The 23,493-nt window shown below is 42.7% G+C and carries 24 protein-coding genes and 2 pseudogenes; 17 read left to right on the top strand and 9 right to left on the bottom strand.

All coding sequences use genetic code 11. The annotated features are described in order from the left end of the window. Positions 1-80 precede the first annotated feature (80 nt). The 3 genes from H729_RS01295 to H729_RS01285 are packed head-to-tail and all read left to right on the top strand — an operon-like array spanning position 81 to position 2,037. Complete coding sequence (locus H729_RS01295; RefSeq protein ID WP_187289322.1) at positions 81-854, top strand: inositol monophosphatase family protein; 774 nt, start codon at positions 81-83, stop codon at positions 852-854. After that, on the top strand, positions 851-1,657 hold the full coding sequence (locus H729_RS01290) for an NAD(+)/NADH kinase (RefSeq protein ID WP_020448196.1): 807 nt from the start codon (positions 851-853) through the stop codon (positions 1,655-1,657). Before H729_RS01295 ends, H729_RS01290 begins: the two co-directional genes overlap by 4 nt. Beyond that, complete coding sequence (locus tag H729_RS01285; protein ID WP_020448195.1) at positions 1,654-2,037, top strand: Mov34/MPN/PAD-1 family protein; 384 nt, start codon at positions 1,654-1,656, stop codon at positions 2,035-2,037. Before H729_RS01290 ends, H729_RS01285 begins: the two co-directional genes overlap by 4 nt. A gap of 1 nt (position 2,038) precedes the next feature. Here H729_RS01285 and glmU read toward each other — a convergent pair whose 3' ends face one another. Both glmU and glmM read right to left on the bottom strand, forming a co-directional pair. Continuing rightward, positions 2,039-3,274, bottom strand: coding sequence for a bifunctional sugar-1-phosphate nucleotidylyltransferase/acetyltransferase (glmU, locus tag H729_RS01280; RefSeq protein ID WP_236608644.1), 1,236 nt, complete (start codon positions 3,272-3,274; stop codon positions 2,039-2,041). Further along, on the bottom strand, positions 3,262-4,560 hold the full coding sequence (glmM, locus tag H729_RS01275; protein ID WP_048133783.1) for a phosphoglucosamine mutase: 1,299 nt from the start codon (positions 4,558-4,560) through the stop codon (positions 3,262-3,264). The genes glmU and glmM overlap by 13 nt, the downstream gene beginning before the upstream one ends. 358 nt (positions 4,561-4,918) lie before the next feature. Between glmM and H729_RS01270 the strand changes: the two genes are divergently transcribed. From H729_RS01270 to trpD, 13 genes and pseudogenes are all read left to right on the top strand, one after another. Continuing rightward, the gene (locus H729_RS01270; protein ID WP_020448192.1) at positions 4,919-5,134 is read left to right on the top strand and encodes a hypothetical protein; all 216 of its coding nucleotides are present in this window, start codon (positions 4,919-4,921) and stop codon (positions 5,132-5,134) included. Between the two features lie 77 nt (positions 5,135-5,211). Continuing rightward, positions 5,212-5,961 (top strand): phosphopantothenate/pantothenate synthetase, encoded by a 750-nt coding sequence (locus H729_RS01265; RefSeq protein WP_020448191.1) that lies wholly within the window; start codon positions 5,212-5,214, stop codon positions 5,959-5,961. Between the two features lie 48 nt (positions 5,962-6,009). Next, the gene (locus H729_RS01260; protein WP_020448190.1) at positions 6,010-7,248 is read left to right on the top strand and encodes an adenosylhomocysteinase; all 1,239 of its coding nucleotides are present in this window, start codon (positions 6,010-6,012) and stop codon (positions 7,246-7,248) included. Continuing rightward, positions 7,245-8,165, top strand: a complete 921-nt coding sequence (locus H729_RS01255; protein WP_020448189.1) for a carbohydrate kinase family protein — start codon at positions 7,245-7,247, stop codon at positions 8,163-8,165. The genes H729_RS01260 and H729_RS01255 overlap by 4 nt, the downstream gene beginning before the upstream one ends. A gap of 94 nt (positions 8,166-8,259) precedes the next feature. Next, positions 8,260-8,493, top strand: a complete 234-nt coding sequence (locus tag H729_RS01250; RefSeq protein WP_020448188.1) for an Lrp/AsnC ligand binding domain-containing protein — start codon at positions 8,260-8,262, stop codon at positions 8,491-8,493. A 16-nt stretch (positions 8,494-8,509) separates the two neighbouring features. Continuing rightward, positions 8,510-8,806 carry a hypothetical protein gene (locus tag H729_RS01245; RefSeq protein ID WP_020448187.1) on the top strand — a complete coding sequence of 99 codons (297 nt, stop codon included), beginning with the start codon at positions 8,510-8,512 and terminating at the stop codon, positions 8,804-8,806. A gap of 55 nt (positions 8,807-8,861) precedes the next feature. After that, complete coding sequence (gene purE, locus H729_RS01240; protein WP_020448186.1) at positions 8,862-9,341, top strand: 5-(carboxyamino)imidazole ribonucleotide mutase; 480 nt, start codon at positions 8,862-8,864, stop codon at positions 9,339-9,341. After that, the gene (gene guaA / locus H729_RS01235; RefSeq protein ID WP_020448185.1) at positions 9,328-10,275 is read left to right on the top strand and encodes a glutamine-hydrolyzing GMP synthase; all 948 of its coding nucleotides are present in this window, start codon (positions 9,328-9,330) and stop codon (positions 10,273-10,275) included. The genes purE and guaA (H729_RS01235) overlap by 14 nt, the downstream gene beginning before the upstream one ends. 13 nt (positions 10,276-10,288) lie before the next feature. Beyond that, positions 10,289-10,487: pseudogene (locus H729_RS10320) on the top strand (glutamine amidotransferase-related protein); the annotation flags it as partial. 101 nt (positions 10,488-10,588) lie between these two features. Beyond that, positions 10,589-11,578 (top strand): annotated as a pseudogene (guaA, locus tag H729_RS01230) (glutamine-hydrolyzing GMP synthase); the annotation flags it as partial. Between the two features lie 265 nt (positions 11,579-11,843). Next, on the top strand, positions 11,844-12,416 hold the full coding sequence (locus H729_RS01225) for a GMP synthase subunit A (RefSeq protein WP_020448183.1): 573 nt from the start codon (positions 11,844-11,846) through the stop codon (positions 12,414-12,416). A 186-nt stretch (positions 12,417-12,602) separates the two neighbouring features. Beyond that, on the top strand, positions 12,603-13,619 hold the full coding sequence (locus tag H729_RS01220) for an alcohol dehydrogenase catalytic domain-containing protein (RefSeq protein WP_020448182.1): 1,017 nt from the start codon (positions 12,603-12,605) through the stop codon (positions 13,617-13,619). Between the two features lie 9 nt (positions 13,620-13,628). Next, positions 13,629-14,732, top strand: coding sequence for an anthranilate phosphoribosyltransferase (gene trpD, locus H729_RS01215; protein WP_020448181.1), 1,104 nt, complete (start codon positions 13,629-13,631; stop codon positions 14,730-14,732). A 22-nt stretch (positions 14,733-14,754) separates the two neighbouring features. Here trpD and H729_RS01210 read toward each other — a convergent pair whose 3' ends face one another. Genes H729_RS01210 through H729_RS01200 form a run of 3 tightly spaced genes read right to left on the bottom strand, consistent with a single transcriptional unit; the run spans position 14,755 to position 16,871 of the window. Further along, on the bottom strand, positions 14,755-15,147 hold the full coding sequence (locus H729_RS01210; protein WP_020448180.1) for a hypothetical protein: 393 nt from the start codon (positions 15,145-15,147) through the stop codon (positions 14,755-14,757). Positions 15,148-15,186: 39 nt separating this feature from the next. Beyond that, a complete protein-coding gene (locus H729_RS01205; protein WP_020448179.1) occupies positions 15,187-16,440 on the bottom strand; it encodes an NAD(P)/FAD-dependent oxidoreductase in 1,254 nt (417 codons plus the stop codon). Next, entirely contained in the window at positions 16,437-16,871 is a 435-nt protein-coding gene (locus H729_RS01200) for a 4Fe-4S dicluster domain-containing protein (RefSeq protein ID WP_020448178.1), read from the bottom strand. Before H729_RS01200 ends, H729_RS01205 begins: the two co-directional genes overlap by 4 nt. A 255-nt stretch (positions 16,872-17,126) precedes the next feature. Here H729_RS01200 and H729_RS01195 point away from each other — a divergent pair, with 255 nt between their 5' ends. After that, complete coding sequence (locus H729_RS01195; protein WP_020448177.1) at positions 17,127-17,324, top strand: DUF2116 family Zn-ribbon domain-containing protein; 198 nt, start codon at positions 17,127-17,129, stop codon at positions 17,322-17,324. A gap of 52 nt (positions 17,325-17,376) precedes the next feature. Here H729_RS01195 and H729_RS01190 read toward each other — a convergent pair whose 3' ends face one another. From H729_RS01190 to H729_RS01175, 4 genes are all read right to left on the bottom strand, one after another. After that, complete coding sequence (locus H729_RS01190) at positions 17,377-19,950, bottom strand: MMPL family transporter (RefSeq protein WP_020448176.1); 2,574 nt, start codon at positions 19,948-19,950, stop codon at positions 17,377-17,379. A gap of 212 nt (positions 19,951-20,162) precedes the next feature. Beyond that, positions 20,163-20,990 carry a dihydropteroate synthase gene (gene folP / locus H729_RS01185; RefSeq protein ID WP_020448175.1) on the bottom strand — a complete coding sequence of 276 codons (828 nt, stop codon included), beginning with the start codon at positions 20,988-20,990 and terminating at the stop codon, positions 20,163-20,165. A gap of 71 nt (positions 20,991-21,061) precedes the next feature. Next, complete coding sequence (locus tag H729_RS01180) at positions 21,062-22,165, bottom strand: (Fe-S)-binding protein (protein WP_020448174.1); 1,104 nt, start codon at positions 22,163-22,165, stop codon at positions 21,062-21,064. A 2-nt stretch (positions 22,166-22,167) separates the two neighbouring features. Beyond that, positions 22,168-23,409 carry a nickel-dependent lactate racemase family protein gene (locus H729_RS01175; RefSeq protein WP_020448173.1) on the bottom strand — a complete coding sequence of 414 codons (1,242 nt, stop codon included), beginning with the start codon at positions 23,407-23,409 and terminating at the stop codon, positions 22,168-22,170. Positions 23,410-23,493 lie beyond the last annotated feature (84 nt).

The raw sequence follows: 23,493 nt of genomic DNA, 5'->3' as shown, positions 1-23,493 counted from the left end.
GCAGTTACGTTGTCTAACTATCGATATATCGCTTTCCCGCTACATTTGATATTTATGCCATGGATGCATTGCGTCTATTGATGCTTAAAGCACTAGATGAGATCGCACATAGAGTCTGGAGAGCGGTTAATAATCTCCCAGAAGAGTTCGATCGTGGAAAAACTCTTTACATGGGTGCGGACGGGTCTCCAACATCCGCAATAGATAAAACTGCAGAAGATGCAATACTTAATGCTGTAGACGACCTAGATCTGAAAGTCAATATTTTGAGTGAAGAAGCTGGCTATATCGACAGAGGATACTCAGAAACTCTGGTTGTAGATCCTGTCGATGGAACCCATAATGCTACACTCGGTCTTCCTTTTTACACAGTATCCCTGGCAGTAGGAAAAAACTCACTGCAGGGCATCACTCAGGCTGTTGTTAAAAATCTGGTAACAGGCGATGTGTACACCGCAGAAAAAGGAGAAGGATCTAGACTAAACAACAAACCAATTCACGTCAAAGAATTCAACACTACGTTTCCTTCACTGTTATGCTATGTAGGACACCATGTACCGCAGGACACTTTTGACAAAGTCGTTAAATGTGCACCGATAAGATCACTTGGATGTGCATCTGTGGAAATGTGCATGGTAGCAAACGGATATTTCGATGCTCATTACTACAACACAAATCAGTACTCGAAGAATATCCGCGTAGTAGACATTGCGGCGAGCGCTCTCATATTGAGGGAAGCTGGCGGAGAAATCGTAGATTTAAATGATAAAATACTGGACATGCCGTTTGATCTTGATATGAGGAGCGGTTTTATAGCATACAATGATGAAAAAGTAAAGGAGATATTACTTTGAAATTAGGACTTACTGCTAATTCTGAGATACCCGATGCGATCAGAGTGGGACGCCGGGTTTACAATTTGCTGAAAGATGAGGATGTCGTTCTGGAGTCAGGTATTGCAAAACTGTTTGGAAAAGAAGGCAAGCCGATAGAAGACATGGACATCGATGTTTTGATCACAGTTGGTGGAGACGGCACTATTCTCCGTTCTCTACAGAGAACTGAGTCCCCTATTTTCGGAATAAACGCCGGAGTGCTGGGATTTCTTACTGAAATACCAGAAAATGAGATTGAATACGGCCTGAAACGTCTTCTTGAAGGCAACTACATGATTGACGAGCGTGCTAAACTCAAGGCCGAAGTAAACGGGGAAAGAATGTATGATGCCATGAATGAAGCTGTGGTCCATACTGCAAATGTTGCCAAGATACGGCATTTCAATGTGTATGTCGATGATGTGCTGGCAATGGATGTCAGAGCTGACGGAATCATTGTTGCAACTCCCACCGGATCCACCTGCTATGCGATGGCTGTCGGGTGTCCAATCGTTGACCCGCGGGTGAATGCAATAACAATTGCCCCGATGGCACCGTTCAAATTTGCTGCCAGACCGATAATCGTGCCTCTTGACAGTCATGTAAGAGTTGAAGTGTACAAACCAAAACCATGTGTGTGCGTAATTGACGGCCAGCAGGAAAAAGATATGGAAGGCGATGAACTCACGATGTTTTCCAGAGCCGAGTCGACAGCTAAGTTCGTATCGTTTGGAAGTACATTCTACGGCCGCATGCACGAAAAGATTATGTGTTTTCCATGAACAGGAAACGAATCTGGGCGATAGATGTTGGACTAATTGAATCATTTAACGAGTCCGCTAAAGCATCTTCGCCCAACGAATTCGCATCAGCCATGAGAGAGGAAAACGGAGTTCTGACGGAGCTGGTATTTCTGCCAGGCAGCATAGGAAGCTTTACTTCAGCTACAGTACCTCTGCATATGCTGCCCATTGATTTCAGCCTGGCCGGCACGGTGCACTCGCATCCGGGATATTCAAACAGACCATCTGACGAAGATCTTCATCTTTTTGGCAGCTTCGGAAAGGTCCATATCATAACCTGCATGCCTTACGACATTACAAGCTGGAGATCGTACGATAAAGACGGAAATGAAATAAAACTGGAGATCGTTGATATATAAATCACAAAATACGGCTCCCGGGAGCAATCCTGCCGGAGACAAATGCTCCTGGCCCGATAATCGTATTTTCAAATATGATTGATCCAGCATTTATCATTGAATTTATGCCAGTGCTTACCGAATCTCCAATCACTGCACCCATTTTACGGCGTTGCGAGTCTACACATGAGTCTTCAAAATGAAGCTTGACGTTTTTCCCGTCAAATCTAAGATTGGCGATTTTTGTTCCAGATCCCAGGTTGCAGTTTTCACCGATTATGCTGTCTCCGACATAGTTATGATGAGGAATGTGTGTGCCAGCCATTATTATCGAGTTTTTCACCTCTACTGCAGCACCTATTCGGACATCCTGCGCTAAACAGGTATACGGCCTCAGATAGCAGTTTGGCCCGATATCGCAGCCAGATGAAATATAAATTGGACCTTCGAGGTATGAACCTGAACGCACCAGCGCTCCTTTTTCAATTACAACATCTCCTTTGATGACTGCCCCTGGTTCGACTATGCCCTCGATGCATGGTGCCATCGAAGACATCAGCAGACTGTTGGCATCCAGAAGATCCTGCGGTGTTCCTATGTCTACCCACACATCAGACAGATGTACAACATGGACCTGCTTTTCTTCACCAGCCCTCATGATTGTGTCTGTAATTTCAAACTCCCCTCTGCAGGACAGCGGGGTCTGATGAAGAAACTCAAAGATATCGGGGGTAAAAACAAACAGTCCAGAATTAATGAAATTTGAAAGGGGTTCATCTGATTTTTCTTTAATGTCTAACAAAATACCGTCTTTTTCTGAAACTGAACCGAATGATGACGCGTCTGGAACTTCTATGATGCCCATGACATCGTGTTTGGTATCATTATACCGGCTGATCAATCTCGACAGATTTTCTTTCGATGCCAATACGTCCCCGTTGATACAGACAAACGGCTCGCTCATATAATCTTCAGAGCAGAGAACCGCACTTGCTGTTCCCTTCAGATCCTTCTGTTCGATGTAGGTAAGATTAACCCCCAGATCAGAGCCGTTGCCGTAGAAGTCTCTTATTTTCATGGACTTCCAGCCGGTTAAAATGCAGACATCTGTGATTTCATTTTCTTTGAGGGCGCTGATCGTATGAGATAAGAAAGGTTTTCCGCCAACGAAAAGAAGAGGTTTGGGAGTGTTTGATGTTAACGGCTTTAGTCTGTTTCCAAGCCCTGCGGCCAGTATTAGCGCTTTCAAGATGTGCACCTCGCTACAATCTTGTCTGCAGCTTTTTTAAGACGCTTCATTTCATCTTCATCCCTTGACTCCGCCACAACCCTGAGTTTCGGCTCAGTTCCCGACAGTCTGATAATGAACCATCCGTCAGAAAATTCAGCTCTGTAGCCGTCAATGGTTATCAGCCTCTCGCAATCCAGCGATTCCATTTCTTCCTTAAGTCTGCTGGAGACACTGTTTCTGAGTGATGTTTTAAAATACGAAGAACTTCGGGATACTGGATAAACTGGCAGCTCTGCAAGATATTCGGAAAGGTTTCTTTCGGAAGCTATCTGAGAGAGAAGAGCACCGGCGAATATGCCGTCTGGACAATAGAATTCTTTAGGAAATATATACGTTCCTGAAGGCTCTCCTCCAAATTCGATGCCGTCCTTCTTAAGAATCTCTGAGATATAGACATCTCCCACCCTGCACCGGGTAACATTTCTCACAAGATCATCGATCACCATGGATGCGTCTACCGGCACCGCAATGGAATTTACTCCAAGCCAAGATGCAAATAAGATTACCAACCGGTCTCCGCTGATGAAGCTGCCATGCTCATCCAAAGCAACCATCCGGTCCCCGTCACCGTCATGTGCTATTCCCAGATCGGCATTATTTCTAATAACTAAATTTCTAAGATCCTGCAGCTGATCCTCGGTTGGCTCAGAAGATCTGCCTGGAAAATAACCATCTGGCTGTGAATTTATGGAAACTACGCTGCATCCCAGAGTTCTTAAAGCCAGAGGACTGACTACTGAAGTAGCACCGCATCCGCAGTCTACCACAACATCAGCCGAAGAACCGCCCAGCGACCTGCAGATGCATTCAATATGCTTATCCACCGCTCCTTCCCAGGTATGAAATTTTCCCACTTTGTTCCAGGGTTTTGTTTTCCATTCGGATGAGATTTTCTGTTCTATGTCATCCATCTGATCTGTGTCGAAAGCCGAACCGTCGGCATTCCACAGCTTGATCCCATTGTACTCAGGGGGGTTGTGGGATGCTGTGATCATCACTCCACACTGAAATTCTTCGGATGCTTTGGCCAAAGTCGGAGTGGGTATCATTCCGGCATCGTACGAATCTGCACCGGCTGAAGTCTCTCCAGCAACGAGTGAATGCAGAAACATAATCCCACTGGTTCTGGGATCCCGCCCGTGAATGATCTCCCCATAAGAACTTCCCACTGAATTTCCAATCTTAACCGCTAAATCAGGAGTAAAGCTGGTTCCCACTACTCCCCTGATCCCCGATGATCCAAACAGCGACATGACTTGGAAAATAGTGGAATCAAGGGGGATTAATAATTTATGAGTGATCTGCCACAAAGATTTGGCAAGAAATAATTAATTTCAATACACAGATTATATATAGAGATATAGATAAACAATACTGAAGTTCAGCATCTGGCTATTTAATATTTAAAAAAATTCTCAAAAGGTTAAGCAAATTTTTATACAAGTCAAAGCTGAAAATATGATGAAGATATTAATAATTGAAATCCCATGATACCCAAAATAGTAGGTGTTAAGACCTGCTGGCCTAGTCAGATTTATCAGCAAATATTATATACTTTGCAACTATATTACCAACTGGCATACAGCCAGGAATGGAGGGATAAATTTGGTGATGGAGCAGATCAGTGTTTCAAAAGCTAAAGAAATTGCAAAAAAGAAAGGTCTCAAACCGGGCAGGGTTAAGGGGACTGATGGCATTCAATTTACAAAGGGATCCAACGACCGCTTAGACATCATCCAGTGGGATGATTTTGAAAAGACCCTCAACGCAAGAGGATTGGCTATTTTCGAGAGCGGCGGATGGATGAAAATAATGAAGAAGGCCTAAAAAGGCCACATCTTCATCCGTTAATTTTTTAGACTTTTTAATGAAAATATTTTTGAATAGTGCACATATCATCAACCATGGATATTTCTCCGGACCACCCGCGGTATAAGTCTCTGGTAATCAGAGAAAAGATGTCTAAACTTTCCGATCAGGGAATCGTAGCAAGAACCGGTCTGATTGCTCATGGCAGAGGAGAAGCTTTTGATTATTTGATCGGTGAAAAAACCACACCGGCAGCTAAACATGCTGAAGAAGCAATTGCTGCATACCTTTTGGAAGCGCAAAATCCAGTGATCACAATCAATGGAAATGCAGCGGCATTGTGTGCTGAAGAACTCTTGAAACTGGCATCTGAAGTTGGTGCCAAGGTGGAAGTTAATATATTTCACTGGAGCTCAGAGAGGTTGGAAAAATTGGTTTCATATCTGGAAACATTCGGAAATTTTGAGATTTTAGGAAGAAATCAGAATGCGGTCCTGGAGAACATAGCCTCAGACAGAGCTAGATGCTGCAGAGAAGGAATATATTCGGCAGATGTCGTCCTCATTCCCCTGGAAGACGGCGACCGTGCAAAGGCTCTGAAGATTGCAGGAAAAACAGTCCTTGCAATAGACCTTAATCCGCTTTCCCGCACATCAGTAGAGTCGGATGCAACAGCAGTTGATGAAATAACCCGCGCAGTGCCTAATATAAGACAGGCGGTTAAAGACCTGAAAGATGATCAAAAAAGAAGAAGAGAGATCATCTCTGCATTCGATAACAGATCTAATCTGAATGAGTCTGTAAACTGCATAAAAGATAATTTGACTCAACAGCAGATTTTCTAACCATCAGAATCTATTTAAACCATCTTACCCAATTCAAACTAGGATTCAATGAATGAACTGTTAGAAAAGGGAGTCAGAAGACTAGAGTGGGCAAAGGATCACATGCCCGTTCTGGCTGATATCAGAAAGCGCATGGTGGATGAACAGGCGTTGAAGGGGCTGAAAATCGGCATGGCTCTGCATGTCGAGGCTAAAACAGGAATGCTGGCCCTGACACTTGCAGAAGCAGGAGCTGAAATTAGACTTGCCAGCTGCAATCCTTTGTCCACAGACGATTCGGTATCAGTTGCTCTCAGAGATCATTTCAACTTAGAAACTTACGCTAAAAAAGGAGAGGACAACGAAGAATATTACAAGAATCTTAATGCTGTTCTTGACTTGAAGCCAGACTTCGTCATAGATGACGGAGCAGATCTGATAACAATGCTTCACACATCCAGAAGGGATGTCCTGAAAAATGTCAAAGGCGGAAATGAAGAAACTACAACGGGAGTTGTCCGTCTCAGATCAATGGCCAATGCAGGGAAGTTGGAATTCCCTGTGATTTCTGTTAATGATGCTCATATGAAGTTCATGTTCGACAACCGTTACGGAACTGGACAATCTACATTTGACGGTTTTATGAATGCTACCAATCTGCTGGTTGCCGGAAAGAGACTTGTGGTGGCTGGTTATGGGTGGTGCGGCAGAGGCATTGCTATGCGTGCCAAAGGTCTTGGCGCCAATGTTACAGTTACCGAAATTGATCCCATACGGGCAATAGAAGCAAGAATGGATGGATTTGAAGTAAAGCCGATGATTGAAGCTGTTAAGACTGCAGATATAATTATCACAGCCACAGGCAACAAAGACATCATCCGCGAGGAACACTTCAAAGTCATGAAGGATGGCTGCGTAATGGGAAATTCAGGCCACTTTGACAATGAAATAAGAAAAGACGTGTTGTCAAAGATTAGTGGTCAACCTGTCAAAGTCAGGGAATTTGTCGATCAGTATAACTTCTCAGATGGAAAGAAAGTTTATCTGATTGCTGACGGTCGTTTGATGAATTTGTCTGCCGGACAAGGTCACCCGGTTGAGATTATGGATATGAGTTTCTCAATTCAGGCATTATCAATAGAGCATCTTGTCAAAAATTATGCATCCATGGAAGCTGGAGTGCATAACGTACCAACAGATATAGACCGGTCAGTAGCAGAAATTAAACTTAAGACGCTGGGAATTCAGATAGACAGCCTCACCAATGAACAGAAAACATATCTTGAAGGCTGGCAGGAGGGCACATGAGCCCTTTCCTGTGTGTTTACGGACACATTTGTCTCGATCAGATCGTTTCGCTTGAAAAACTTCCAGAGCCGAATACCTCCATAAACATAACAGAGATCAAAAGATATTTCGGAGGCACCGGATCCAATCTGGCAGCGATATCATCCTCATTGGGAGTGCCGACTGCACTCTGTGCATATGTCGGATCTGATTTTCCAAGAGAATTCAGATCGTTTTTGGAATCAAAGAAAATAGATATGAGCGATGTTGAAGTGATGGACGACTACGAAAGTCCTACTGTCATGGTAGTCTCTGACAAAAAACAGAACCAGATCGCTTATGTCTACCAAGGTCCGATGAAGGATATGGAAAGGTTTCCGGTGAAGTTAAACTCTGCAAAAAATTCAGAAATGATACATTTTGGAACTGGAAGCCCTGTGTATTATCTTAAAGCAATGCACGCTTTAGACGGCAGCAAAAGAATCGCCTTAGATCCAGCTCAGGAAATTCATAATGTCTGGAATGCAGAGAAATTCAACGAAGCACTGCCGTATGCCGGCACTTTTTTCTGCAATGAGAATGAACTGAAGACTGCTCTCAGATATACGGAACTTAAAACAGCAGAAGATCTGCTGGACATTGTGGATATGATCGTAAACACCAGAGGTTCTGAAGGCACTGTCATCTATACGAAGAAAGAAACTATCCGCATACCTGCTGTAAAAACCAAGGTGATTGATCCCACTGGAGCCGGAGATGCATTCAGAGGAGGCTTCTACGCCGGAATTTACAGAAAGAAGAGCCTGGAAGAATCGGCCGCGTGCGGAAATGCAGCTGCTTCATTTATTCTTCAGTCCAATGGCGCAGTATCAAATATACCTTCATGGGACGCAGTGGAGAAAAAATCTGCTGAGATACTAGATTTGATGAAAAGATAATCGAATATTGAGAAGATTAGATATATCCAAATGTATAGAGCATTAAAAACTTTAAGTATAGTACATACTGTATAGGGAAACGAAGGGTGAAAAATTGGCAGTGGGATTTGTACTGATCAGCACGGCTCCATCTAAGGAACATGAAGTGTATGATGAACTCCTGAAAGTAGAGGAAGCTACAGAGCTTTATCCTCTCTTTGGGGAATATGACCTACTGACAAAGATTGAAGCTCCGGATTTCAACCTCCTAGGACAGGTTGTGGTTGATAGAATAAGGCCTATTCCGGGAGTGATCGACACTAAGACTCTTACATGTATCAACTTCTGAAATTGTGGTGATCATAATGGATGCGATTGGATTTCTCACTGTAATGCTTTTGACGTTAGGACTCTTCCTTATTCTAGCAGGCATATTCACAGCCTACTTTGGAAGCGGCAAAAGCAGGATTATTGGAATAGTATTGTTAGTTGTTGGTATCCTCATTGGTTTAATCTGGGGAGGAATGGATTATCTCTATCCAGACATATTGAACATCAACATGGTGGATATCATATGGGTGGCATTCATTAACATCATTGCTGCTGTGATTGGTGCCCTGATTGCTATAGGAGTGTTCCTTTTAGCAATAATGAAATCCTAAGAGATTTCAAACCACTTCCCACAATCTTTTTAATTTGCAAGGGGTTGTGCCAATCATGCCCCGCGTTCTTATTATATTAGGAAGCAAGAGCGACTTGCCGGTTGCAGAAAAGGCAACTAAAATTTTGAAATCGTTTGATATTGAATATGATGTTGCAGTAGCATCAGCGCACCGTACACCAGAACGTGTTGCAGATCTGGCAAAAAACAGCGGTGCTGAAGTGTTTATCGCGGTTGCAGGGCTGTCAGCTGCACTGCCAGGAGTAGTTGCTGCGGCAACTTTGAAACCGGTCATAGGCGTACCGGTCAGCGGAAAATTAAATTTAGATTCAATTTTATCTATCGTTCAGATGCCTGGAGGAATACCTGTAGCCTGCGTGGGACTTGACAGGGGAGATAATGCCGCCCTTCTGGCTGCTGAAATCTTAGCTGTAAAGGATGATGAGATTCAGGCAAAACTTGCAGAACACCGCAGCAAAATGGCAGAAGATGTGGCAAAAGATTCTGAAGAGGTATCAAGAAATGTTCAATGCTGATGCATTTATAAATGAAACAATTGAAAGTCTGAAACAGGAAATTCAAGGAAATGCGATCATTGCATGCTCCGGCGGTGTGGATAGTACTGTAGCCGCAGTTCTTGTATCCCGCGCAATAGGAGATCGTCTCCTTACAATCTATGTGAACAATGGATTCATGCGTAAAGGAGAAGATGAAGAAGTCCAAAAAATGCTCACAGATCTTAATGTCAATTTTCAGATTATCGATGCAAGCGAAGAGTTCTATAAGGCACTCCAAGGAGTATTAGATCCAGAGAAGAAGAGAAAGATAATCGGTGAAAAATTCATAAGAATTTTTGAACGAAGTGCTAAAGAGTTCAATGCAGAATATTTAGTCCAAGGTACAATCGCGCCAGACTGGATAGAAAGCGGGGACGGCGTGAGAGATACCATAAAAAGTCATCACAATGTGGGCGGACTACCACAAGATATGAAGTTGAAAATTGTAGAACCAATGTATGACTTATACAAAGATGAAGTTCGTGAAGTTGCCAGAGCATTAAATATAAAAGTGTCTGAAAGACAGCCGTTTCCTGGACCGGCGCTTGCAATCAGAGTGATAGGCGAAGCAAATCGTGAAAATGCTGCAATCGTCAGAGATGCCTGCGCCATAGTAGAAGAAGAGTTGGAAAAAGCATCTCTTGAAGGAAAAATGGTCAGACCCTGGCAGTACTTTGCTGTTCTCCTCCCATGCCAATCAGTGGGAGTTCAGGGCGATAATAGAGCATATGGAAAAACAATTGCTATCCGTGCGGTTGAATCCATAGATGGAATGAGCGCTGCATACTCCCGAATACCGTATGAGGTTCTAGACAAGATCTCAATGCGCATTACGAGAGAAATGAAGCAGAATATCAATCGCGTAGTTTATGATATTACCAATAAGCCTCCAGCAACTATTGAATGGGAATGAAAAGAGGGTAAACATGAAGCAAGACATGATTCTGATCTTAGATCTAGGCAGTGAAAATAATACAACAATCGCAAGAGAAATTCGCTCACTCGGAGTGTATAGTGAAATTCATCCACATGATATTACTGAACAACAGCTTGCCGCATTATCAAATGTTAAAGGCATCATTTTGAACGGGGGACCGAATAGAGTTGTTGACGGCATAGAAATTAAAGCTTCAGAAGCAGTCTTCAAAAGCAATCTTCCCATACTCAGCATAGACTATGAAGGAAGCCCCCAGTGGCCTGCTGAGGCATCTGAATACAGAAAGATGCTTTCAGATTTTATATTTGAACAATGCAAAGCTTCAGCAAACTGGAACATGGAAAATTTCATTTCCGATCAGGTTGAGCTTATCAAACGACAGGTTGGGAACAAGAAGGTGCTGCTGGCACTGTCGGGCGGGGTGGATTCTTCGGTTGTAGCTGCCCTGCTGATTAAAGCAGTTGGAAATCAGCTGACTTGCATTCATGTCAATCATGGATTGTTACGCAAGGGAGAACCGGAACAGGTTGTAGAAGTCTTCCAAAAACAGATGAAAGCTAATCTTGTATACATAGACGCATCTGAAAGATTTCTGAGCAAATTAGAAGGAGTGTCTGATCCAGAAAAGAAACGCAAAATCATTGGTGCAGAATTCATCAGAGTTTTTGAAGAAGAAGCCAGAAAGCTTAATGGAATTGAGTTTTTAGCACAGGGAACGATTTATCCAGATATAATTGAAAGCGGCACCAAAACCTCAAAAGCCGTAAAAGCACATCATAATGTCGGCGGCTTACCAGATGATCTCAAGTTTGAACTGGTAGAACCGCTGAAAATGTTATTCAAAGACGAAGTTCGTGCATGCGGTGTAGAGCTTGGCCTCCCAGACAGTATGGTGTATCGCCAGCCGTTTCCAGGTCCGGGTCTTGGAGTGCGCTGCCTTGGTGCAATAACTAAAGACCGTCTTGAAGCAGTAAGAGAGTCTGATGCGATTCTGCGTGAAGAATTTTCAAAGGCAGGCTTAGAAGGAAAAGTATGGCAGTATTTCACAGTCGTACCGAACTTTAAGTCAGTAGGTGTACGCAATAATTCCCGCAGTTTTGAATACCCGGTAATAATCCGTGCTGTCAATACTATAGATGCCATGACAGCAACTGTAGAACCATTAGAATTTGCACTGTTACAGAAAATTACTGCAAGAATTGTAAATGAAGTTTCGGGTGTCAACAGAGTGTTGTATGACCTAACTCCTAAACCAGTTGCAACGATTGAGTGGGAATGATTAAACTAATGCGTCATACATATATGGCGCATTTTACAATTTTATTTTTGATGCTGTAAAACGAGCGACTAAAACAACAGCTCATCATGCACTTGGATTTGCCAAGCAGAAATGAGCCTTGTGCCCACAGACCAATACAGTTTGTAAGTCAATTGACCAAATCACCGTTTTATTTCAGTTTTGGTTTTATCTAGATGATGCATACAACGAACATTGTAGAACGTTACTCGGATTAATTAAATACACAAAAATGATTATGATTTTTATGCGTGTCTACGTAGTGGACAATGGTGGTCAGTGGACTCACCGCGAATGGCGTGTATTAAAGTATCTTGGTATAGAGACAAAAATAATTCCAAACAACACTCCACCCAAAGATTTAGACGTAGACGCTTTAGTGTTGTCTGGTGGATCTCCTCATGTTTCTGTGGAATCAGATAAGATGGGATTAAATTCAGAGTATATTGATTCTTTGAATATCCCCATACTGGGAATATGTGCAGGATTTCAATTTATGTGCAATCACTTAGGAGCCGATCTGCGCCCAGCAGAAATTCCAGAATTCGGACAAGCTACATTAGTAATTGATAAAGATAACGAGTTGTTTTTTAATCTCCCGAGATCGTTTACAGTGTGGGAAAGTCACAATGATGAAGTAACTAATATCCCAAAAGAAATAGACATACTTGCACACACCGAAAACTGTGCCGTAGAGGCGATTAAGGTAAAAGACAAACCTTTGTATGGAGTTCAATTTCACCCAGAAGTTGAAAATACAGAGCACGGATCGGATATTTTCAAAAATTTCATTTCGATTGTTGAAGCATGGCATAGTTAAGTGCGGATTAGCACTTACATATCTTTCTAAATAATTTTTATTTTACATTCAATTTAGATTATATAAGAATTGTTTCATCCATCTCACAGATGGGAGGTATAATCCATCAGATAAACATCAAGGAAATGGTTTTATATTTAAGCCGTGAGTAAACTCTCGGATTATGCATCCAACAAGGTGAAAACAATGAAAGCCGCACTATTAAAATCCCCAAATGAACTTTGCATAAGCGAGGTCACAAAACCACAATGTCCAGACGGTGGTATATTAGTCAAAATGGATGCATGTGCGATATGTCCGACAGACGTTAAAATGCTCAGAAAAGGTCAGAGAGATCTTGTGTATCCAAGAATTCTTGGCCATGAAGTAGCAGGTACAATTACAGAAGATAAAAGCGGAAAATATTCTGTTGGAGACCGAGTACAAGTATGGCCCGGCATAGCTTGCGGAGAGTGTGTTGCCTGCTCAAAAGGCATGGACAATATGTGCAAAAATCAAGGAATAATCGGATTTAATTTCGATGGAGGTTTTGCAGAATATCTTGCAGTGCCTGAAGGAAATGTAATCAGAAATGGAGTTAATGTCATCCCGGACAATGTTTCATCAGAAGAAGCAGCTCTGACAGAACCTTTGGCATGCTGCATTCATGCACAAGAACGCTGCTCATTGAAAGCCGGAGAGAGCGTACTGATATTCGGAGCGGGCACCATGGGACAGCTGTGTTCAGAGTCTTCAATAGGAAAAGGATGCCAGTCCATAGTTGTAGAACCATCTCCAGAAAGAAAAAACATCAATGCAACTGCAGTTTTTGATCCAGATGCTGATCTGTATAACAATGTCATGGAGGTCACATCAGGAAGAGGAGCAGACGTGATCATGCTGACTACTCCCAAGGCAGCTATCGATTCAAATCTTCTCAGCATGGCGGCTCAAGGTGGCAGAATTTGTATTTTTTCTGGATTAAATTCTAAAGAACCGGAAAGAACATTGGATATGAATCTGATACATTATCATGAACTTTCAATAGTAGGAGCATATGGGTGCACAAGCAGCAGCGACACACATGCTCTTGAAATGATATCTTCTGAGTTAATTGACGTAAAGAAATTTATTCAAAAAAGAGTAAGTCTGGATGATTTAAACAAAGGAATAGATGCTGTTGAAAATAGCAGAGTTTTGAAATGTGTGGTCAATGAGTTTTGAGGTGCTTATATGGATGACAAGTTGAGAGCCTTTGGCAAAAATATAGATTTACTAATCAATAAAAATAATTTAAGCAGAGAAGAATCCAGAGAAATGTTCAGACAGATCCTTATGAATGAACAACCGGATCTTCAGCAGGGAGCTTTCTTAGCAGCCATAACAGCCAAAGGTGCTACACCACAGGAAATTGCAGGGGGCTGGGAAGTCATCTTTGATCTGGATACAGTAAAAGTTTCTCCAAAAATAAGTGTTCCTGTTGTAGAAAACTGCGGGACTGGAATGGACAGTTTTAAAACTTTTAATATCTCAACAGCCGCATCAATAATTGCAGCTGCTGACGGCGTCCCGATGGCAAAACATGGGGCACGGGCAATCACCTCGAAATGTGGAACAATAGATCTGCTTGAATCAATAGGCATTGATGTTGAATGCGATGCCAGCATTGTAAAAAAATCAATAGAAGATGCAAATATCGGGATGTTTAACGGAATGTCGTCCAAAGTCCATCCATGCGCCCTCGGAAGAATATTAAGTCAAATTCGTTTTGGAACTATTTTGAACATCGCAGCGTCACTAGCTAATCCAGCATCTCCAACGATTGGAGTCAGAGGAGTTTACAATGAAAAGATGATAATGCCAACATTAGAAACAATGAAAGAGATTGGATTCAAAAAGGCAATGGTGTTTCATGGGAAGAACAGTAATGGCAAATGCGGAATGGATGAGATATCAACATCTGGTCTTACATTTGTTGCAGAGATGAAATCAGACGGCACCATCACAGAATATACAATTGATCCGAGTTCCCTGGATATTAGATGCGATAATGAAAATGATATCCTTGCAAGTGAAAGATCTAATGAATCGATAAGATTCTTACGATTGTTGGAAGGAAAGGAAAGCAGAGACAGAGAAGACATTGTGTGTTTAAACGCGGCTGCAATACTATATGTCAGCGATCGTGTGAAAGATATAGAATCTGGTTTTGAACGCGCAAAATCTATAGTTGCCTCGGGGAGGGCAGCATCAAAAATTAAAGAATGGGTCTCCATTCAGAATTCTGAACCAGACCTGGGACTGGAAAAATTAGATGCTTTGCTGTGTCATTGTTAAAAAGACAAAATGTGCGTAAGTATCAGAAAGCATACTTACGTACTTCATCTTCTCCCAATTCCCACCAATTGTTTCTTCCAACGTGATCATCCTGCTCTTCATCAGAAGAAATAATAGTCGTGTGAGTCTGAGATTCACCTTCATACTCAACAACAGGAATTTTTGAGCTTTTCTCTAATTTAACAATAAAGTCTCTGAAAAATTCCAAGTCAGACATTTCTACATCCGATGGAAATCTGACATAAAAAACATGAACTTCTCTGATGGTGTCAAAATAATAACGAATGTTTGCTTTAGATAGCAATTCCCTGAATTTAGGAGCGTCTTTTTTTCTAGAAGAGAGTTCAGACATTCTAGATATCCAAACATCTCCTGCAGCGATAATAGGAGTTTCAACACCCAAGACTTTCCACATATTCAGTAGAAGCAGATAGACGTAAATAAAACCCTCTGATCAATCCAGACAGATTCCAATTAGTTTAGCATAATCAAAATCATCGTCCAGAAGCAGATCTTTTACTCCAGAAACATCAGTGCGGTTAAGTATCAAACCATTGAATACTCCGGCACATTCAACATTTCCAATACACACGGCTCCAACAACTACATTGTCCTGCAGAACGACTTTGCGGTAAGTTCCTTTTTCTTCATCCTTGCAGACTAAGACTTCAAGACCATCTTCATCTCTGCTGCGGCATAGACCCATGCTGATCGCGGCAACACCGAAGAATTCTGCAGAGTTCATTCCTATGCCGCCCTGGTATGCTACGTGTGCACCAGCCATATTCATTCCCGCGATCCTGCCCTGCTCCAGAGCATTGGGCCAGATTGCGTGAACTACTTTTCCTCCGCGTATCAAATCCAAAGCCTCAGCAGCATCTCCGGCAGCGTAGACATCGTCATCAGAAGTTTTCATAAATTCATCGACTAGGATACCGTAGTCTACATCGATTCCGCAGGTCTTTGCCAGAATTGTATTTGGACGGACCCCCTTTGCCAGAATTACCAGGTCAGCAGGGATTATTTCTCCCCCTTCAAACTCAACACCGGTAACGTGGCCGTCCCCAAGGATTTCTTTAACAGGGCTGTCAGTCAAAACGTGTATGCCGTTGGATTCCACTGCATTGCGGATAAGTTCTGCACCATAGCGATCCATAGTTTGAGACAGCAGCTGGGAAGAAGCTATGGCTATTGTAACATCCATGCCCCTTTCGTTCAGAGCATCGGCAGCTTTCATACCAACGAGTCCGCCGCCTAGAATTACAGCTTTTCCTCCTTCGGCTACATCATTAAGAATAGCTTCGGAATCAGCGATCGTACGAAGGAAATAGACACCATCTAGTGAATTTCCGGCAACATCATAAGGTGCCGGAGCTGCTCCAGTTGCCAGCAGAAGTTTTTCATAGTGAAGCTCCTCGCCGTTGTCCAGTTTGACAGTTTTTGAAGATCTTACTATTTTCTTAGCTCTGCGGCCCAGGTAAGGAGTTGCATTCCACTCATCATAGAAATTCTCCTTTCTGAAGTACATCTTCTTTTCATCAATGTGTCCAGAGATGTAATGAGTGACCATACATCTAGAATAAGCATGGATGTCTTCGTAAGAGATTACTGCAATGGAACCGGTTGCATCTACTTTCCTGATACCTTCAACGCAACCTATTCCTGCTGCACTGTTTCCAATTATGATATAGTCATAAGAGTTTATCATTTGGATTCCTCTATTTTCATAGCATCAAATTTACATACAGCTACACAGGCAGGAATTTCGTCATCAAGGCAGGTATCGCATTTTACAACCACTTTTCTCTCCACATCCCGGAATACAGCTCCGTATGGGCAGGTCATAACACACATCCAGCAGCCGACACATCTGTCATCTTCATGAATTACAATTCCATCTTTAGTTTTGATAAGTGCGCCTGACATGCAGGCTTCAGCACATTTTGGAAACTCACACTGATGACAGCGCATAGGATAGGGACTTCCTTTCTTTCCATTTTCAGACTTGGTGAATAAGACTTTTACACGTGAGACCGGTTTGGAATCTCCTGTTGTCGTTGCACTATGTGCATTAGAGCAGGCCTTTTCACACTGCCTGCATCCTTTACATTTCGCTAGGTCAACAAGTATTTGTCTCATCCGAAGTCCCTCGTATTAGGGTGTTCACAAAGTACCGCATATATAAATTTGATTTAGATTTGAGTGTGTATCTTAATGTTCACTAGAGTATATGTGTCTCATGTTACGAATTTCGTATAATTTAAGGCCTGTGTGCATCATAAAATGAAGGATACGATGCGACATATGCGTACATCGTCAATTGTTTAAGTTATTGTAAACTACGACTGAGTTATGATAATACTTTAAGTACATGCCACGGCGTTAGCGGGAAACATGGCGACTGCAAGCCTTGTACCGCACTCACATTGTAAATTGTGTGAAGAACCAATTACAGAAGGTGAGGAGTACTGCTCTGAAAAATGCAAGACTGAATATGAGTCTAAGGAAAAAAAATCAAATCTCAAGGAAAACCTGTTCATCGTGGTGGCTGCAATAGTTGTAATTGCAATCGGTGTAATATTCTACTTCTAAAATTCACGTGAAAACGCAAGATTAAACTTTAAAAAATAAAAAGAAGAGGAGATTACTCCTCTGGTTTTCTTTGCCATGAAGAAAGATAGTCCTGAGAAGCTTGGACGTTTTTCAGCCTTCTGGCATTCCTCTTTTTGTACATTTTTGCTATTGGCGCCGGTGCCCACCAGTTCCATTTGCCAAGCAGAGACATTATAGCTGGAACAAGATAGATACGAACAAACATAGCATCCAGGAGAATTGCGAACATCAGAGCGAATCCAAATTCTTTGAGAAGGTATCCGCTTGACAGCATCATGCTTCCGAAGGCTGCTGCCATGATGAATCCGCACGCTGTGATGATTCCTCCAGTCTTCTCAACCGAGTAAACAATCGCATCATCATTGGATTTTCCTTTTGCAATTTCCTCACGTATCCTTGTGGTAAGCAGAATATCATAGTCCATTCCCAGTCCAAGACAGACTACAAGAAGAACCATCGGAACAATCCATAAGATGTCCTGTCCTAATCCATATTGGAACAGCAGCACCATTACTGCCAGAGTCCATGAGATGCTTAGAAGAATTGTAATGATGGATCTAAGCGGACTGACTACCGCGCCCAGAACGAACAGAAGTACGAGATAGATAGCAATTACAACTACAATCTCAACTGTGTTCATATCGTTTTGAACAAGCTGTGAAATATCATACATCAGAGCTGTTGAGCCGCCGACATATATTGCATTTACAGCAGACCATCCTTCTTCCTCTGGATCTATGTTCCTCATATTATTGAGTGAATCCATAGATACTGCATCGTATGGATCATTCTGGAAGACGACTGTGAGCAGAAGAGATTTGCCGTCATCGCTTAAAATTGAGTTTATTGTTCCATTCTCTAACTGCTGCTGAAGATCCGTAACCGAAGCTACACCATCCATTTCCCCGATCATGCTCGCTAGCTCTGACGCTTGATTGAATTCGTCAAGGTTCGGAGTATTATCTGGCAGAAGGAACTCGTCATTAAATGAAATGGCTATCTGCGTAGGCTGGATTACACCAGAACCAAAGCCTTCTCCTAATACAGCAAGACCCTCGGTACTTTCAGTATCAGCCATGGCACCAACGAAGTCATAGCTCTGCTCCATTTCTACAACTAAATAGATAGCTGGTACAGAAATCAGGATCATAGCAACGACTAACACTTTTGCATGTTTGATGGCAAACTTGGCACTCCTTGTGAAATAGCCAACTTTGTCTTTAGTTTTCATAGACTTCTTTTTGAAAGTCTCGGGATCTGTCGGTTTACCGAACTTAGCCGGCCAGAAGAGTTTGTCTCCCAACAGCATGAGTAATGAAGGAATTAGAGTTAAAGCGACAAGTAATGCGATCAGTACTCCCAGAGCTAAAGCAATACCCATTGATTGAAGCATCGAGAAGTTTGCAATCGCCAGGGCACCGAAACCAATGACCACTGTTGCACCAGAGGTGGCAATTGATTCGCCGGCCCACATGACGGATTCTCTTACGCTGCTCTCCTTATCCCTTCCGGCTTTACGCTCTTCCCTGTAACGTGATAGAATAAAGATACAGTAATCACACCCGGCTCCCATCATACCTGTGAGCATGAGAGTCTCAACAGAGTAGTGAATCTGCATCACGAAGCTCAGCAGGTATACCAACGAGAATGAAATTCCTAAGGCGATACCGACTGAGAGCGGCGGCATTACGGCACCCAGCAGGGAACGGAAGAAGAGACCAATCAGAACTAAAACAAGAACGATCGTAACTGGCTCGATAATTTTCAGATCACTCATTGTGCTTTCTTCAAGGTCTGATCCAAGAGGATCTGATCCAGTAATCCAGTGCTGCACGGATGTTCCCTCTGCTGCACCATTTACAATAGTTCTGAGTTCTGAAAGCTGCTCGTCCGTTGCAGACCCGCTCTCGCCGTATGCAAGAGTCATCATGGTGATTTTTCCATTCTCAGAGATCAATAATGATAAAGAATCTCCAAGCGCAGGGAACAAAGCTTCAATGTTGCTCAGCCCGCCCATTTCTTCTATAACGGCCTTGTTGAGTTCAAGTACTGCAGACTGACTTGGAGAAACTCCCAGTTGTCCAGCCTGTTTAATTACTCCAACCATCTGCATATGCTGCGGCTGAGTTAGGTCAGGGGGGAGAACTCCGGTTTGGATTAAATTACCCAGTACAGACTCTGCAATTTGATCTTCGGTCAAAACTGGATATTGAGCCTGAACACTCTGGTATGCCGCATTCATCATGATTAAAAATTCTTGAAGAGGCGTGTATACAGAAGTTACAGTCACATCAGAGCCGTATTTTTCATACAGCTGACTTTGTATCGAATAAATCAAATTCAAAGATTCTTCATCAGTAATGCTTTCGGGTGACTCCAGAACAATGATGGTTCCGGGAACCGCATCAGCACTTCCAAAATTCTCACTTATATAATCCTGAGCAGACATTGATTCAACATCTGGAGGAGCCATTTGAGTCTCGTCATATACCAAGACCTGACTCAATTTAGGAACAAATGGCACTGCAATGAGTAATGCAATGATCCATATTGCAATGATCCACTTATAATGTTTAGTTATGCAACTAGCCAGCTTTTCTATCATTTAATTTCCTCCGAACACGGGCTACGCGTGTTATTCATATGCGGTGAATTAAGTTGCACCGACATCAGCGTAAGTTAAGCATCTCCTCAAAATCTTCCAATGAGAGTTATATCACAATACTCCTGTCCAAAGGAAGTATGATGATGGAGAGATTGAATAATTCCCACAAGCAATGTATAGTATTTATACCCAATTTTTTAGAATAATGAGATTTAATAATCTTGAATAGCATCCAGAACCTTAACCAGATCTACAGTTTCAGTGACATCGTGAACTCTCACAATGTCTGCACAGCCATAGACTGCAGCTACAACGGCTAAACTTCCGCCGAGCCGTTCAGAAGGCGGTTTTTTAGTCAGCTCCCCGATGAAGTTTTTACGTGAAGCTCCGATCAGGAGCGGCAAACCGATAGATTTCAGCTCACTGCATCTTCTAATGATTTCAAGATTATGGCTCGAGAGTTTTCCAAACCCGATGCCAGGATCAAAAATTAACTGGCTTTTCTTAACTCCAAATTCTTCTGCAGCGAAAATTCTCTGTTCTGCCCAGACGAGCATGTCTGAAATGACATCAGAGTATGTATCTGAGCAGACATTTTTCTGCATGACGTCTGGATCCCACAGAGAATGCATCAGTACTGCTTTCGCACCAGATGAAGCGATCAGTTCCATCATATCATTGCTGAATCCGCTGACATCGTTGATTATTGAGGCGCCTGCTTCCAAAGCTGCCTCTGCCACCTCTGCTTTTCTCGTATCAACAGATATTGGGACATCATAAGAATCAGCTATCTGCTTTAGAATCGGGATTACCCTTTTCAGCTCTTCATCCACGGAAACTGGCAGTGAACCCGGACGGGTAGATTCTCCGCCGATGTCGATAATGTCTGCACCCTCATCCAGCATCCTTTCGGCGTGAACCTGGGCACGCTTAAAATCCAGATGCCTGCCTCCATCCGAGAATGAGTCTGGAGTTACATTTAAAATTCCCATTACAAGAGGCTTTTTCGAAGAAGAACTCAAAAAAATATTGCTTTTCAAATGTGCATCTCCGGATGATAAGTAAGGTTTAGTCAGTGCATTTGGTGAATGCACTGATTGTTGCATAGAGATTATAGAAGTGAGTCTATAAGCTCTACGAGATCGATGATTTCAACGTCTGCTTTGATCTGTTCCTTTCCCACATTCAGATTATTCACGCAGAACGGACAGGATGTGATTAAAACGTCAGCAAAGCTGGCCTCCTTAACACGGCCTGCAGAAATCTGAGATGAGAGCTCTGGATATGCTGATCTTACACCGCCTCCGCCTCCGCAGCAGCGGGAAGTTGCAGAGTTTCTCGACATTTCTTTGAAATCTACGCCGGGAATCTTTGAAATCACATTTCTTGGTGATTTGTAAACGCCTGCGTGACGTCCCAGGTGGCATGGATCGTGGTAGGTAACTTTCTTATCAAATGAAGAAAGCTTGAGATCCTTGGAGTCTAAGTATTCTGAAATGTGAAGAACCTTGAATGGAACTTCTACATATTTTGGATACTCTTCTTTGAACATACGGTAGCATCCAGCACATGAGAATACAACGGTCTCGACTCCCTGGGCGGTAATGGCATCGATGTTCTTTTTCATCTGCGCTATAACATCATCTTCATGCCACCCTACGCGCTGCATCACACTTCCACAGCACACTTCATTTACCAGAGTGAAATCCTCACCCAGCTTTGAAAGGATAGATATTGTGGCTTTTGCGGTAGAAGTGTTTCTGTAAGCTGATGTACATCCCACAAAATATCCCAGTTTAGCATGTTTAGGAACCTGTCCGAGAATCTCTGGTACAGACTTTTGACTGCCAAACGGATTTCCAAACATCCTGATGTTGTCAATTGCTTTCTTGTGCTGGGGGAGCACATTTCCTGCTGCAACGAGATCCCTGCGGGCGCTTTCCACTACATCTACCACTCTTACCTTGGAGGGACAGCGTCTTTCGCAGTCCTTGCAGGTTGTGCACTGATAGAGTGCTTCGATGACTGATTTATCAGCTGGAATTTCATTCTGCATCAAACCATAAGAGAGGACCATTCTTCCCCTTGCTACTCCTCTGTCCCAGCCAGTGTTTTCAAATGCCGGGCATACGCTTTTGCAGAATCCGCACATTGTGCAGGTCATCATTTCAGTTTTCAGGTTTTTTAGATTAGTACATTCTATGTAATCTGCCATAATTATTCCACCCTTGGAACAGTGATGCTTCCGTCCATGCTGATAAGAATCTTAGCATCATTCTTCAAACTTAAAGCAGTGTCAATTGCATCCTGAATCTTGTAGAATGGCCTAATATTTGCTTTCTTCAAAAGCTCGTGGTCAAGTTCAGTAACCGCCCACATATTAGCCCACACAGCAATTTCTGCCATCTTTGCTGCTTTATGGTATCCTAATTTATACTCTTTCGCCAGATTTTCAAGCACTTCTTTGGGATCGCTTGAAAGCGAAAGCTGCTGCAGGAATGTCGGGTGTCCCACGCCTTCCCTGCATTTTGAAACCATTATAATAATTCCTTCATCTTTTAGAGCCCACTTGCCATTGTCCAAAGCTTTCTGGGACTGATATAAATCTACATCCATTGGATAAGGTGCGACTGAGACGACAATATCGGCTTTCTCTTTTATTTTGACTGAAAATACCTCATTTGCATGTGCTACGGCTGCTGCAAATGATTTATGGAGATCTCCTGCCTCCACTTTATAGATATTCTGATGCCTGTCCAATACAATCTGGATTGCAAATATCTGCTTTCCTTTGACAACCTCAAGAGCATCCATCATATCCTCATGGACCGGATTTCCATCAAGCACCAGCGCCTGAGCCTCGCGCTTCATTGCCAGTTTGTGATTCTGCTCGATTGTTTTGTATGAAGCTACGCCGGGAAGGAAGCTTTTTCTGCCTCCCGTATATCCTGCAAAATAATGCGGTTCGACAGAGGTGATGATCACAAGTCTGTCAGCATTGACTGCCATTTCATTGACTTCCATCTCTGTGCCGTTTTTTGACTTTCCCAGATTGATGCAGTTGTCATTTTTAGAATCGTGAGAATAAATCTTGTCCTTCAGCGGCTGATAATGTTTTCCAAATATGAAGTCATATTCTTCATCTGTAGGGGCGCGGTGGGAGCCAGTTGCTATCAGGTATCTAGCCGATGAAAGATCCATGCGCTCATCCAAAGCATCCAATACTTTTCTGGTCGGTGTTGGACGGGTTCCGTCATTAACAATGAATACTACGTCTTTACCGCCTTTGAGGAACTCTTCAAGAGTCGGACCTCCAGCAGGATTGTCCAACGCTCGGCGGATCTCATCGGATTCGTTTCCGACTGTTACATCATTAGGATATATTACACCTGCAAAGTTTTCATCTGGGATTACTAAGTCCTGTGCTTCGTCCTTCCCATAAGGAATAGTCAATTTCATCAAGATCGAGGGACAATTAAGCTCTCAATATTTAACGGTTAGATACTAATCATCCAAATTAGCATTTTTTCGTACAAAAGTACT

This window comes from Candidatus Methanomassiliicoccus intestinalis Issoire-Mx1 (assembly GCF_000404225.1).
GTDB lineage: Archaea > Thermoplasmatota > Thermoplasmata > Methanomassiliicoccales > Methanomassiliicoccaceae > Methanomassiliicoccus_A > Methanomassiliicoccus_A intestinalis.
Note: the sequence above shows the minus strand (reverse complement) of the source record. Positions and strands in the feature narration are given on the sequence as shown.